Origin of the sequence: Pantoea sp. K16 (genome assembly GCF_048452805.1) — a bacterium.
Lineage (GTDB): Bacteria > Pseudomonadota > Gammaproteobacteria > Enterobacterales > Enterobacteriaceae > Pantoea > Pantoea agglomerans.
The window spans coordinates 198,047-211,594 of the sequence record NZ_JBLWNV010000009.1 but is presented as its reverse complement, the minus strand read 5'-3'; the positions used below and the strand labels follow the sequence as shown (position 1 = coordinate 211,594).

13 protein-coding genes and 1 riboswitch are annotated in these 13,548 nt (G+C 56.6%); of the genes, 5 read left to right on the top strand and 8 right to left on the bottom strand.

Going from position 1 to position 13,548, the window contains the following annotated elements; all coding sequences use genetic code 11:
• Positions 1-162 precede the first annotated feature (162 nt).
• Positions 163-1,275, top strand: coding sequence for an iron-sulfur cluster carrier protein ApbC (gene apbC / locus ACK13D_RS13865; RefSeq protein ID WP_010248231.1), 1,113 nt, complete (start codon positions 163-165; stop codon positions 1,273-1,275).
• On the opposite strand, the gene ACK13D_RS13860 is transcribed toward apbC, so the two are convergent.
• Positions 1,272-1,727 (bottom strand): GNAT family N-acetyltransferase, encoded by a 456-nt coding sequence (locus ACK13D_RS13860; RefSeq protein ID WP_010670997.1) that lies wholly within the window; start codon positions 1,725-1,727, stop codon positions 1,272-1,274. The genes apbC and ACK13D_RS13860 overlap by 4 nt on opposite strands.
• A gap of 236 nt (positions 1,728-1,963) precedes the next feature.
• On the opposite strand from ACK13D_RS13860, the gene ahpC reads away from it, so the two are divergent.
• Positions 1,964-2,527 carry an alkyl hydroperoxide reductase subunit C gene (gene ahpC / locus ACK13D_RS13855; protein WP_010248225.1) on the top strand — a complete coding sequence of 188 codons (564 nt, stop codon included), beginning with the start codon at positions 1,964-1,966 and terminating at the stop codon, positions 2,525-2,527.
• A 71-nt stretch (positions 2,528-2,598) separates the two neighbouring features.
• On the top strand, positions 2,599-4,167 hold the full coding sequence (gene ahpF, locus ACK13D_RS13850) for an alkyl hydroperoxide reductase subunit F (RefSeq protein WP_010248223.1): 1,569 nt from the start codon (positions 2,599-2,601) through the stop codon (positions 4,165-4,167).
• 54 nt (positions 4,168-4,221) lie between these two features.
• Here ahpF and ACK13D_RS13845 read toward each other — a convergent pair whose 3' ends face one another.
• The gene (locus tag ACK13D_RS13845) at positions 4,222-5,181 is read right to left on the bottom strand and encodes an AEC family transporter (protein WP_022625034.1); all 960 of its coding nucleotides are present in this window, start codon (positions 5,179-5,181) and stop codon (positions 4,222-4,224) included.
• A 97-nt stretch (positions 5,182-5,278) separates the two neighbouring features.
• Positions 5,279-5,476 carry a hypothetical protein gene (locus tag ACK13D_RS13840; RefSeq protein ID WP_010670995.1) on the bottom strand — a complete coding sequence of 66 codons (198 nt, stop codon included), beginning with the start codon at positions 5,474-5,476 and terminating at the stop codon, positions 5,279-5,281.
• 307 nt (positions 5,477-5,783) lie between these two features.
• Positions 5,784-5,884: riboswitch (TPP riboswitch) on the top strand.
• Positions 5,885-5,918: 34 nt separating this feature from the next.
• On the opposite strand from ACK13D_RS13840, the gene thiM reads away from it, so the two are divergent.
• Complete coding sequence (thiM, locus tag ACK13D_RS13835; protein WP_418796641.1) at positions 5,919-6,716, top strand: hydroxyethylthiazole kinase; 798 nt, start codon at positions 5,919-5,921, stop codon at positions 6,714-6,716.
• Entirely contained in the window at positions 6,703-7,503 is an 801-nt protein-coding gene (gene thiD / locus ACK13D_RS13830) for a bifunctional hydroxymethylpyrimidine kinase/phosphomethylpyrimidine kinase (protein ID WP_418796639.1), read from the top strand. Before thiM ends, thiD begins: the two co-directional genes overlap by 14 nt.
• Positions 7,504-7,555: 52 nt before the next feature.
• Here the strand turns inward: thiD and ACK13D_RS13825 are convergent, their stop codons facing one another.
• The 5 genes from ACK13D_RS13825 to manD form a co-directional block, all read right to left on the bottom strand.
• Positions 7,556-8,242: a GntR family transcriptional regulator gene (locus ACK13D_RS13825; RefSeq protein ID WP_010248206.1), complete on the bottom strand. Its 687-nt coding sequence runs from the start codon at positions 8,240-8,242 to the stop codon at positions 7,556-7,558.
• A gap of 100 nt (positions 8,243-8,342) precedes the next feature.
• The gene (locus ACK13D_RS13820; protein WP_418796637.1) at positions 8,343-9,803 is read right to left on the bottom strand and encodes a mannitol dehydrogenase family protein; all 1,461 of its coding nucleotides are present in this window, start codon (positions 9,801-9,803) and stop codon (positions 8,343-8,345) included.
• A gap of 67 nt (positions 9,804-9,870) precedes the next feature.
• The gene (locus ACK13D_RS13815; protein ID WP_010248200.1) at positions 9,871-11,154 is read right to left on the bottom strand and encodes an MFS transporter; all 1,284 of its coding nucleotides are present in this window, start codon (positions 11,152-11,154) and stop codon (positions 9,871-9,873) included.
• An 82-nt stretch (positions 11,155-11,236) separates the two neighbouring features.
• Positions 11,237-12,247 (bottom strand): Zn-dependent oxidoreductase, encoded by a 1,011-nt coding sequence (locus tag ACK13D_RS13810; RefSeq protein WP_418796634.1) that lies wholly within the window; start codon positions 12,245-12,247, stop codon positions 11,237-11,239.
• 10 nt (positions 12,248-12,257) lie between these two features.
• On the bottom strand, positions 12,258-13,472 hold the full coding sequence (gene manD, locus ACK13D_RS13805) for a D-mannonate dehydratase ManD (RefSeq protein ID WP_418796632.1): 1,215 nt from the start codon (positions 13,470-13,472) through the stop codon (positions 12,258-12,260).
• Between the last annotated feature and the right edge of the window lie 76 nt (positions 13,473-13,548).

Below are 13,548 nucleotides of genomic sequence, written 5' to 3'. Positions count from 1 at the left end.
CTGTTGATTGAAAAAACGGGCTTAGATGGTAACTGAAGGCTTCTCCTGCGTAAACACAAGGGATTCACCCCCTGCGGTCACCGCAGATCCACGGGCATCTGATATCATTGACAATACATCGCTGAAACACAGCGTAAGCACAGCAGAAATAAGGAGCAGGGGATGACAGCACAATCCCGGGAACCGCAGACGCCAGAAGGCCTGCGCGCCATCGTGGCTGGCGTATTGAGAAGCTTTGAGCATCCGACCCTTAAGCAGAATCTCACCGCCCTGAAGGCGTTACATCACGTGGCACAGCTTGACGGTACGCTGCATGTGGAGCTGCTGATGCCGTTTGCCTGGGCCAGCGGGTTCGACGTCCTGAAAGAGCAGGTCAGCGCCGAACTGCTGCGTCAGACCGGTGCAGGTGCCATCGACTGGCGACTCAGCCATGACATTGCCACCCTGAAACGGGTGAAAAACCAGCCGGGCGTCAACGGCGTGAAAAATATTATTGCGGTCAGCTCTGGCAAAGGCGGCGTGGGTAAATCCAGCACCGCCGTGAACATGGCGCTGGCGCTGGCAGCAGAGGGGGCGCGGGTCGGCATTCTTGACGCCGATATTTATGGCCCGTCAGTGCCGAACATGCTTGGCACCCAGGATCAGCGGCCTACCTCGCCGGATGGCACCCACATGGCGCCGATCATGGCGCACGGGCTGGCAACCAACTCTATTGGTTATCTGGTCACGGACGACAATGCCATGGTATGGCGCGGGCCGATGGCCAGCAAAGCGCTGATGCAGCTGCTGAACGAGACGCTGTGGCCTGAGCTGGATTATCTGGTGCTGGATATGCCACCCGGTACCGGCGATATTCAGCTGACGCTGGCGCAGAACGTACCAGTCACCGGCGCGCTGGTGGTGACCACGCCGCAGGATATCGCCCTGATTGATGCCCGCAAAGGGCTGGTGATGTTTGAAAAGGTCAATGTGCCGGTACTTGGTGTGGTGGAAAACATGAGCCTGCATGTCTGCAGTCAGTGTGGCTTCCATGAGCCGATTTTCGGCACCGGCGGCGCACAAAAACTGGTAGAGGATTACCAGACGCAACTGCTGGCCCAGCTGCCGCTGCACATTGACCTGCGCGAAGATCTCGATGAAGGACAGCCGACGGTGATTCGCCGGCCCGATAGCGAGTTTACCGCGCTTTATCGCCAGCTGGCCGGACGCGTTGCTGCCCAGCTTTACTGGCAGGGCGAAGTCATCCCCGGCGATATCGCGTTCCGCGCGCTTTAAGCCCGACCCGACCCGCTGGCATATTGCGAGGCCAGCGGGTAGTGCATTAACACGTAGCCGCCATGTTCGCCTTCGCCCTGTGAAATCATCTTCCAGCCATGTTTCAGGTAAAAGGCCTGCGCCGCTTTATTCTTCTGCAGGCACTTCAGCGCACCGGTTGAGGTAAAGCGCGCCTCTGCCGCCTTAAGCAAAGCGCTGCCCACGCCGCGCCCCTGCCAGTCAGGATCGACATAGAGGCTGTGCAGGAAATTATCGTTCTCCAGCAGGCCGGCAAATCCGACCCGCTGTCCGTCAGCTTCCGCGACCAGCACGGTTTCACCCAGGATTACCCCATCAAAATCTTCCAGCTGCCACTCGCTGCCGTCCAGCCAGCGCCAGTTATGCCGACGCGCCGCCAGAAACAGCGTACGCAGAAAAGGACGATCGGCTTCAGTAAACGGACGAATCTCCACAAGTCAGCTCCCTTTTAATCCGGTCTAACAAAACTAGCAGCGATTTGCGGAGAGGGGCGGAAAAGATAAAGCGGGTTAAATGTCACGTAAATCGCTGTACACTGCCTGCCGGGCCAGAGAGCATCAGGCTCTTAGCGTTTGATAGCTTTCGTTAATCAAATTGATAACGACTGCATATTAGATGTTGGCCCGGAAATTATGTAACCTGCATCACATATTTTAACGGAGGCCACCAGATGTCTATTATCAATACCAAAATCAAGCCGTTCAAAAACGCAGCATTCAAAAACGGCGAATTCATCGACGTAACCGAGAAAGACGTTGAAGGTAAATGGAGTGTGTTCTTCTTCTATCCAGCTGACTTCACCTTCGTCTGCCCGACCGAGCTGGGCGACGTGGCTGATCACTACGAAGAGTTCCAGAAACTGGGCGTAGATATCTACTCCGTTTCTACCGATACCCACTTTACCCACAAAGCCTGGCACGGTTCTTCTGACACCATCGCGAAAATCCAGTACACGATGATCGGTGACCCGACTGGCGCGCTGACCCGTAACTTCGAAATCATGCGCGAAGACGAAGGTCTGGCTGACCGTGGTACCTTTATCGTTGACCCGGAAGGCGTTATCCAGGCAATCGAAATCACTGCTGAAGGCATTGGCCGTGACGCCTCTGACCTGCTGCGCAAAGTGAAAGCGGCTCAGTACGTGGCTTCTCACCCAGGTGAAGTGTGCCCGGCTAAATGGAAAGAAGGTGATGCAACACTGGCTCCGTCTCTGGACCTGGTTGGCAAAATCTAATTCCGCTTCGGCCTTTCGACCATTCTCCAATCGGGTGCTGCGGCACCCGATTTTTTGACCAGGATATCACTATGCTCGACACAAATCTGAAAACCCAGCTCAAGGCTTACCTTGAGAAATTAACCAAACCTGTTGAGTTGATTGCCACGCTGGACGAAGGTGCAAAATCAACCGAGATCCGTGAACTGTTGGTTGATATCGCCGGTTTGTCTGACAAAGTCAGCTTCCGCGAAGAGAACGATCGTCAGGTGCGTAAGCCCTCATTTCTGATCACCAACCCAGGTTCGAACAGCGGCCCGCGTTTTGCCGGTTCACCTCTGGGTCACGAATTTACCTCACTGGTGCTGGCACTGTTACAGACCGGTGGGCATCCGTCGAAAGAAGCACAAAGCCTGCTGGATCAGATTGCCGCGCTGGACAGCGACTTCCATTTCGAAACCTACTATTCACTCTCATGCCATAACTGCCCTGACGTCGTACAGGCGCTGAACCTGATGGCGGTGATTAACCCGCGCATCAGCCACACCGCTATCGACGGTGGCCTGTTCCAGAACGAGATTCAGGAACGTAACGTGATGGGCGTGCCAGCGGTTTACCTCAATGGTAAAGAGTTTGGTCAGGGTCGCATGAGCCTGGCGGAAATCGTCAGCAAAGTGGATACCAATGCCGACAAACGTGCAGCGGAAGAGCTGAACAAGCGTGACGCGTATGAAGTCCTGATTATCGGCAGCGGCCCGGCGGGCGCCGCGGCAGCCATCTACTCAGCACGTAAAGGTATCCGTACCGGCCTGCTGGGTGAGCGTTTTGGCGGCCAGGTGCTGGACACGGTCGATATCGAAAACTATATCTCCGTACCGAAAACCGAAGGGGCAAAACTGGCCGGTTCACTGCGCGCACACGTGGATGATTACAACGTGGACGTCATTGAAAGCCAGAGCGCCATCAAACTGATCCCGGCAGCGAAAGAGGGCGGAATGCACGCCATCGAAACCGCCTCCGGCGCAGTATTGAAATCACGCAGCATCATCCTGGCGACCGGCGCACGCTGGCGTAACATGGGTGTGCCGGGTGAAGAAGAGTATCGCACCAAAGGCGTGACCTACTGCCCACACTGCGATGGCCCGCTGTTTAAAGGCAAACGCACGGCGGTGATCGGCGGCGGTAACTCCGGCGTGGAAGCGGCCATCGATCTGGCCGGTATTGTTGAACACGTTACGCTGCTGGAGTTTGCCGGTGAGATGCGCGCCGATCAGGTGCTGCAGGATAAGCTGCGCAGCCTGAAGAACGTGGATGTGATTCTGAACGCCCAGACCACCGAAGTGAAAGGCGACGGCACCAAAGTCACTGGCCTGCACTATATCGACCGTACGACGCAGACCACTCATGAGCTGCCGCTCTCCGGTATCTTCGTTCAGATTGGTCTGTTGCCGAATACCCCATGGCTGGAAGGCGCGGTTGAGCGTAACAAAATGGGTGAAATCATCATCGATGGTAAATGCGAAACCAGCCTGAAAGGCGTGTTCGCCGCGGGCGACTGCACCACCGTACCGTACAAGCAGATCATCATCGCCAGCGGCGAAGGTGCTAAAGCCTCACTGAGCGCTTTTGACTATCTGATTCGTACCAAATCGGCAGAGTAACATTTAGTTAGCCATACAATAGCCCTTCAGCACGTGTGCTGAGGGGCTTTTTTGTTAATAGCCCGCCAGCGTCATCAGCATCATCCAGATTGGCGTTGTAACCGCCGCAAACACGGTAGAAAAGAGCATGCTCGCCGCCGCCGGGCCGGTAATGACATTAAACTTCTGCGACATCAGATAGACGTTAACCCCGACTGCCATCGATCCCAGCAGCACCACCACTTTACTCTCCAGCGGCGGCAGATCGGTCAGCCACGCGATAGCCCATACCGTCATCGGTTGCAGCACCAGCTTCAGCAGGCAGATGGTATAGCTCTCTTTTAAGCCATCCCGCACCCGATAGTGCGCCAGGCTCATGCCCAGCGTCACCAGCGACAAGGGTGCGGCCAGTGAGGCCAGCATCTTTAGCGGTTCAGCGGCCAGCAGCGGCAAGGGACGTTGCAGAAAGCTCCAGGCTGTACCGCTGAGAATACCGATGATCAGCGGATTCTTCAGCACGCCGAGCAGGGTGCGCCAGAGTCCTTCCAGCGAGAAGCTGCCCTGTTTTGCCCACTCGACCGAAACGGTCAGTAAGGTCCAGAGGATCAGGCTGTTAAACACCAGCACCAGCGCCACCGGGGGCAGGGCTTCTGGCCCCAGCAGCACCGTGGCCACCGGGATCCCCAGCATGACGTTATTGGAAAAGATGCCGCCCAGCGCAAAAACCGACGCCGCTACGCCATCCAGATTAAACAGCCTTGTTGCCAGCAGTCGCCCCACGATAAACACCAGCAGGCAACTGCCGAAAAAGGCCAGCAACAGGCGCGCATCCACCGGCGGACTTTGCGAGAAGGTGCTCATCACCCGAAACAGCATGCAGGGCAGGGCAACGTTAAACACAAAGCGGTTCATCCCTTCGCTGATGCTGGCGGGCCATTTCCCGAGGCGCGTCAGGCAGTACCCCAGCAGGATCAGGATAAACAGCGGGGCTGACAGGTAAATTTGATGGCTTAAGCTTTCAAACAGCAGTGGCATAGAGAGAGTCTGGTCAGACGATGATTAGTTACCAGACTAACAAATTGCTAACTAACTGTTAACCTGAACTGTGTCCGGAATGACCGTTGCCGGGACGCTAACCTAACCAGCGGCGCGCCTGCCGATCGCTGATGTCGCGATAATAGACCCGGTGAATAATTTCGCCACAGCCTGTGCAACGGGCGGAGATATAGGTGGAGAGGTACTGTCTGCCATTGGGTGCCACGGCACCCCTGCGTTCAATATTAATATCCTGCCATCGATGGCGGTGTGGAATAAGCGCTAAAAATCGCATCATACATCCTGAATAGTATGAAGTTCCGCTTCAGGAGTTTTCTAACTCCATGAAATAAAGTGTTTTTTACGATGATGCTGCGAGCAGGTTAATTATTATGGGGTAACCAGAGTCACTGCGGGAAATATTACCCATCCGGGTAATAAGCGGGGCTACCTATAAAGAGGTATCTCGTTAACCCGCAGCATTAAGCCTTTTTTTGCACCCTCAGGCGTTGATCGGGATCATGTGAATTGTTTCAGCTCTGATTATTTCCCAGGCGGGAGTCGCTTGCTTTCGCTGCGCGGCTTGCCTATGCTGCAAGCCGTAATACGACTCGGGGTGCCGCTTTCCACACGGAAAGGGCTGAGAAAAACCCGCTGACCTGAACTGGATAATGCCAGCGTAGGGAAGTCTGATGCCTGACCGCATTCGCCTTCTTGTTCGCCGGTTGGGAGCTACGATGACACATCAATCTCAACACCTTTCTGCCGCGCACTTCGCGCCCATTCTGCACGCTTTCCGCCGCCAGTCACCGCTGGTGCACTGTATGACCAATGACGTGGTCCAGAATTACACCGCCAACGTGTTGCTGGCACTCCATGCCTCACCGGCGATGGTGATCGATGCCGCTGAGGCTGCCCAGTTCAGTAGCATGGCCGATGCACTGCTGATTAACGTGGGCACCTTAACCCGCGAGCGCCAGCAGGCGATGCAGGCTGCCGTCACCGCGGCTAATCAGGCGGGCACGCCCTGGACACTCGATCCGGTTGCCGTCGGCGCGCTGACGCTGCGCAGTGACTTCTGCCAGCAGTTGTTAAACCAGCAACCGGCGGTGATTCGGGGGAATGCGTCAGAGATTCTGGCGCTGGCACAACAGGCCAGCGGCGGGCGCGGTGTCGACACGCTGCATCAGGCGGATGCAGCACTCGATGCGGCCCAACAGCTCGCGGAAACCTGGAGCACGCTGGTGGTCGTCACCGGTGAAGTGGACTACGCCACCGATGGTCAGCGACTCCTTGCTGTACACGGTGGAAGCCCCTTAATGACACGGGTAGTCGGGACCGGCTGCGCCCTCTCGGCAGTGGTGGCGGGTTTCAGCTCTCTGCCTGGCGATCGGCTGATGAATGTCGCGGCCGCCTGTCAGGTGATGGCGCTGGCGGGTGAAAAGGCGGCGGCGCAGGCTGCCGGACCCGGCAGCTTTGCCACGGCGTTTATTGATGCACTCTGGACGCTGGAGGGTAATCATGAAACGTATTAACGCTCTGACGATTGCGGGTACCGATCCCAGCGGCGGCGCAGGGATTCAGGCCGATCTCAAGACCTTCTCCGCTCTGGGAGCCTATGGCACCAGCGTCATCACCGCGCTGGTGGCACAGAACACCTGCGGCGTGCAGTCGGTTTATCGCATTACGCCTGACTTTGTGGCCGCCCAGCTCGATTCGGTGCTCAGTGATGTGCGCATCGACAGCGCAAAAATTGGCATGCTGTCAGAAACGGCTATCGTGGACCAGGTTGCGGCCCGGCTGAGCAATGCGGCAATCCCGTTTATCGTGCTGGACACGGTCATGGTTGCGAAAAGTGGTGATGCGCTGCTCTCGCCAGACGCCGTAGCCAGTGTACGGGAGCTGTTATTGCCGCAGGTCTCGCTGATCACACCTAATCTTCCGGAAGCGGCGGCGTTGCTGGACTGCGCCATTGCGGCAGATGAAGAGGAGATGCGCGAGCAGGGACGGGCATTGCTGGCACTGGGCTGTCAGGCTGTGCTGATGAAGGGCGGTCACCTTGCGGCGGCGGAGAGCCCGGACTGGCTGATCACGCACTCAGCAGAGCAGCGATTCAGTACGCCGCGGGTAAATACCCGTCATACGCACGGCACAGGCTGTACGCTGTCGGCAGCCTTAGCCGCGTTGCGACCACGTCATGCTGACTGGGCAGAGACGATTGGGGAAGCCAAAAACTGGTTACAGCAGGCGCTGCTGCAGGCGGATTCGCTGGAGGTCGGGAAGGGTATCGGACCGGTTCACCATTTTCATCAATGGTGGTAATGACGAAGGCCCGCATCGACCTGGTAATCAGGTGGTGCGGGCGGTTTCAGGTTCAGGGTGCTTCAAACCAGGCGCTGTTACGCTCGGCAATCGGGGTGATAGAGAAGATCATCTCCTGCAGATGACGACGCATTGCCGCTTCGGCTGCATCGGCGTCATGACGCTTCAGCGCCGCAAAAATCTCTTCATGCTGCTCAATCAGCTTGTCCGGTGGAGAGACTTCACTCAGCGTCAGAAACCGCACCCGGTCCATGGCCGCTTTGATGTTCTCCACCGTTTCCCAGGCCAGCTTACAGTCAATGCTTTCAGCAATCAGGCGATGAAACTCATCGTCCAGAGTGAGAAAAGCCTGGCTGTCATGCCGCTCAGCGGCCATGCGCTGCAGCTGCAGGTTATGCTCCAGCGCCATCAGAGCCGGATCATCAATCTCCAGTGCCGCACGGCGAACCACCGACACCTCAACGGCCTCCCGGATAAAGCGGCCATCTGCCACCCGCTTAGCGGAGATTTTGCGCACGAAAGTGCCACGCTGCGGCAATACCTGTACCAGTCCGGCTTCGGCCAGCTTGATGAACGCTTCGCGCACCGGCTGGCGTGAAACGTTGAAGCGCGCGGACACCTCTTTTTCCGAGAGCAGCGAGCCCGGCTGAATTGCGCAGGTGACGATATCTTTGCGCAGATACCGGTAAATCTGCTGATTTACCGGTTCGCTGGTAGTAATGGTATAGGCGATCGACATGCAGCAATATCCATATTACGGCTGGCAGGGGCCAGCGCGATGGGAAAGTGTCAGTCTAATCAGCGCGCTGCGTCTGCGCCAGCGCTTTGTCACCAGGCTGTTATGCCTGACTCATACACTGTTGCACCGTCGCCCGCGCGCCCTGAGTCGTCAGTTGCTGGTAATACGTCGTCAATCGGGCCACCAGATCGGCGTTCTGCGCTAAATCTTCGCCAAAGATGTCGCGCAGACCCAATAGCGCACGGACACGCGCTTCGCCTTCTTCGCTACCGGCAACCGTCTCTGACAGCGTGGCTTTCAGCGGATCGCGGATCTCAATCGGTTGACCCTGTTCATCGATGCCGCCGACATAGCGCATCCAGCCCGCCACGCCCAGCAGCAGCAGGTCGCAGCGGCTGCCGCGCTGCAGGTGCCAGCGCAGACTGTCGAGCATGCGTTGTGGCAATTTTTGCGATCCGTCAGTGGCGATTTGATATGTGCGATGTTTAATGGCACGGTTTTCGTAACGGGCGATCAGCGAATCGGCATAGGCGTTGAGATCTACGCCCTGGGTACGCAGCGTCGGCGCCTGCTCATCAATCATCAGTGAACGGGCGGCGGCGCGGAAATGGGGATCGGCCACGCAGTCGCTGATGTACTCATAACCGGCCAGGAAGCCGAGATAGGCCAGAAAAGAGTGGCTGCCATTCAGCATGCGCAGTTTCATCTCTTCATAGGGCAGAACGTCACTGACCAGTTCTGCGCCCGCTTTTTCCCACGCCGGACGGCCATTGACGAAGTTATCTTCAATCACCCACTGAAAGAAGGGCTCTGCTTCAACCGCAACCGGGTCATCGGAACCCAGACGCGCGCCTAGTGCCGCAAACGCCGCATCGGTCATGGCCGGAACGATACGATCGACCATGGTGGAGGGGAAGGTAATGTGTTGCTGAATATAGTCTGCCAGGGCCGGATCCTGATGCTGTGCCAGTTGCACAACAACGTTGCGGGTCACGTGACCATTTTCCGGCATGTTGTCACAGGACATCACGCTAAAGGCGGGTAAGCCCTGATCACGTCGGCGGCGAATCGCGGCCAGAATCAGACCGGGCAGCGAACGCGGCGAATGCGGATTCTGCAGGTCATGCACGATGTCAGGGTGATCGGGATTTAAATTGCCACTGGCAGGCTGGTGGCAATAGCCTTTCTCGGTGACGGTCATGGAGACAATGGCTACCTCAGGCTGGCTCATGGCATTGATCACCGCCTCAATACCGTCACTTTTGCCGTGCAGTGCCTGAGTAATGACGCCAATCACCCGGGTATGCAATGAATCATCGGCCATCTCGGTGAGGGTATAAAGCAGCTGCTGCTCTCGCAGGGCCTCAATCAACGCGCCGCTGTTGAGGTTCACTTCACAATAACCCCAGTCGCTGCCCTGTTCAGCCAGCTTATCGCTGCAGAGCGCCTGATGGGCGCGGTGAAATGCACCAAAACCGATATGTACCATACGGGTTTTTAACTGGCTGCGGTCGTAAGCGGGGCGCTTGACCTCAGCGGGCAGGCGATTAATCTGTAACATAGTCCATCCTTATGGCAAACGGGGCGCAAAGCGCCCCGAAATCATACATCTGTTAGCGAAACAACACTCAGACCGAAACTGGTTTATCCTGGGTTTTCGGACTGCGAATCACAAATAACACCAGGAAGGCACCCAGCGCGGCGACACAGCCCGCAAGGATAAAGGCGCTATCGAATTTACCGGTGTGATGAACAATAAACCCGGTGACGATGGGCCCGATGATGCCGGAGAGGCTACCCACCAGATGGATAAAGCCGCTGATGCTGCCGATACGGCTCTTGTGCACCACATCCTGAATAATCGCCCAGTAGATTGCGCCGGTGATATAGAGAAAGAAAATCGACACCGACATCATAATTACCGCAGGCACCACATCTTTTATCGTACCCGCCAGCGCCACACAAATTGCGGCGGCCAGCAGTGAGACCACCAGCACAATTTTACGGGACAACAACAGCTTGCCAGTGATGTTAAAGATCTTATCGGAGATCCAGCCACCCAGCGCCAGGCCAACGAAACCGACGATCCACGGGATCATGGTGGTGATGCTCATTGATTTGATATCCAGGCCGTGCGCCTGCACCAGGTAGGCCGGGAACCAGCTCAGGAAGAAGAACAGAATGTAGTTGTAGCAGAAGAAGGCAAAAGCGGTGACCAGGATAATCGGCTGGCGCAGGTAGTAGCCAAACGGATGTGACGTTTCCGACAGATCAACTTCATCATTCGGGTTCGTTGCTTTCAGGCGATCAATCAGCAGACGTTCCTCTTCGCTGACGCGCTTGCTCTTCGCCGGATTGTCAGCGGCGAAGAAGAGCCAGAATGCCATCCACACCAGTCCGATACAGCAGACAATTACGAACGCCGGACGCCAGCCATAGGCGAGCGCCAGATAACCAATGATTGGGCCAGCGACCGCACCACCCAAAGGTGATCCGGCACTCAGTAAGCCCATGGCCGTCGCGGCCTGTTTTTTCGGGAACCAGCCGTTAATCGCTTTGTTGGCCGAGGAGCAGATCGGGCCTTCAGCCATGCCGAACAGCACACGCAGGATCAGCAGTGACCAGAAGCCGGTGGCCAGTGCGGTCATGCCGCAGAAAATGGACCAGGCTCCTACCGCCACGGCCAGCACGATTTTAGGGCCATAGCGGTCAGTGGCAAGGCCGCCAAGGAAGTTAAACAGGGCATAGCCAAAGAAAAAGCTGCCGAAGATCATGCCAAACTGCTCAGCATTGATCGCCAGATCTTTTTCCACCAGCGGCACCGTCAGCGACAGGGCGACACGATCGAGGTAGTTAATCATGTAAACCAGGAACAGCAGCAAAACGAGGGTCCAGCGCAGATTCTTGAACATACAAACTCCGTGATCTGTTTTATCTTTATAGTCATGCCGGCGGGTACGCACCGGCTGAGGAGACCTGGTGTTCAGCGGATAATTAACCCATCTGAAGTATGACTTTGCAGCAGGTGCGCGGATCTTTTTCAAACAGGGTCATCGCACGCTCAATCTCCTGCAGCGGGAAGTAGTGCGTGACCAGTTTCTCTGGCTGGATTAACCCTTTTTCCATCCATTCGATCACCTGGGGGAAACGATTGCTGTTAAGACGTGAGGTAAACAGCGACAGCTCCTTGCTGGTCAGGCTCTGCTGAGTAATGCTGCATGGCTCGCCGGAGAAACCCAGCAGGCCAATGCGCGCGGCCGGTGAGGCGAGGGCAGCTGCTTCAGCCAGAATGGTGGGATGGCAGGCCGCGTCGATAATCAGCGTAGGCTGCACGCCCTCAAGCTGTGCCGCCAGCGGGATTTCGCTGTTATCGAACAGTTGATCCGCACCGCTCTGCTCTGCAAGTGCCAGCCTTTCCGGCAGGCGATCCACCACCATCACCTTTTTAACCTTATAGACGCCCTTCAGCACCTGAATCGCAGTGAGCCCCATCGGACCGGCACCGTAAATCAGCGCCACATCGTCTGGCTGCGGCTTGAGAAACGCGGTGATATTGGCGGCGATAGTGAAAGGCTCAACCAGACTGGCGAGCCGATCGGGGATGCTGTCCGGCAGGGAAAAGGCATTTTTTGCCGGAGCCAGCGCAAACTCGCTGAAGCCGCCATCACGGTGCACGCCAATCACCTGCAGTGTGGTACAAACATTGGGACGGCCCACCGAGCAGGGATAGCAGCTGCCGCAGCTCACCACCGGATCCACCGCCACGCGGTCGCCCAGCCGGGCCGTATCAACACCGTCGCCCACCGCGTCAATGACGCCGAAAAATTCGTGACCAATTACCCGTGGATATTTCGCGAACGGGTTATGCCCGTGCCAGATATGCACATCAGAGCCGCAGATACTGGCATAAGCCACTTTGACCCGGACTTCGCCCGCCGCAGGTTGTGGCAGTGGACGTTCAGCCACCACCAGTTCACCCGGCTGTTCAATAACAACGCTTTTCATCAGCTTCTCCTTACCAGTTCCACAGGGTGCCATCTTCAAGACGGGCGACCGGGAGATAGGCAGGTTCATAGGGATATTTCGACGCCAGTTTCTCGTTGAATTCAATGCCGAGACCGGGTTTGTCGCCTGGATGCATGTAGCCCTGGTCAAAGGTCCAGTTTGCATCAAACATCTCCATCATCTGTTCGGAGAAGCCCATGTACTCCTGCACACCGAAGTTCGGCACCCAGAGGTCAAAGTGCAGTGCAGCCGCCATGCAGACAGGGGAGAGATCAGAAGGACCGTGCGAGCCGGTGCGCACCTGATAGAGCGATGCAAAATCAGCAATACGCCGCATACCGGTGATGCCGCCCGCATGCGTAATGGTGGTGCGGATGTAGTCGATCAGCTGTTCTTCAATCAGCTGCTTACAATCCCAGATGCTGTTGAACACTTCACCCACGGCAATCGGCGTAACGGTATGCTGGCGGATCAGGCGGAAGCACTCCTGATTCTCAGCAGGCGTCGGATCTTCCATCCAGAACAGGCGATAATCTTCCACGCTCTTGCCAAAACGCGCCGCTTCAATTGGCGTCAGGCGATGATGCATGTCATGCAGCAAGTGCTCGTCGAAACCAAACTTGTCACGGATGGCCGCGAACAGTTTCGGGGTAAAATCGAGGTATTTCTCGGTTGACCAGAGCTGCTCTTCCGGCCAGTTACCTTTGGTTGCAGGCTCATAGGCCAGACCTTTGCCTTTCGCCATGCCGTAGGTGGTTTTCATGCCCGGAACGCCGCACTGCGCGCGAATCGCTTTGAAGCCCAGCTCTTTGTGCTTCGCGTAGTCATCCATCACTTCATCAATGGAGTGGCCGGTGGTGTGGCAATAGACCATCACGCCGGTGCGTGATGCGCCACCCAGCAGCTGATAAACCGGCATATTGGCGGCTTTGCCTTTGATATCCCACAGTGCCATATCGACGGCCGAGATAGCGGACATGGTGACCGGGCCACGACGCCAGTAAGCGCCCTTGTAGAAATATTGCCAGATGTCTTCGATCTGATGCGCATCGCGGCCAATCAGCTGCGGGCAGACGTGATCTTTCAGGTAGGAGGCGACCGGTAATTCACGGCCATTCAGCGTTGCGTCGCCAATGCCGGTCAGACCCTGATCGGTGGTGATCTTTACGGTGACAAAGTTTCTGCCTGCGCAGGTTACAAATACTTCTGCCTTAACAATTTTCATCCTGGTTGCCTTAAGTCAGCGTTCAATGATGAAAAAGTACGCTCTTTAATACTACCATACAAGTTAGGGTGGCAGA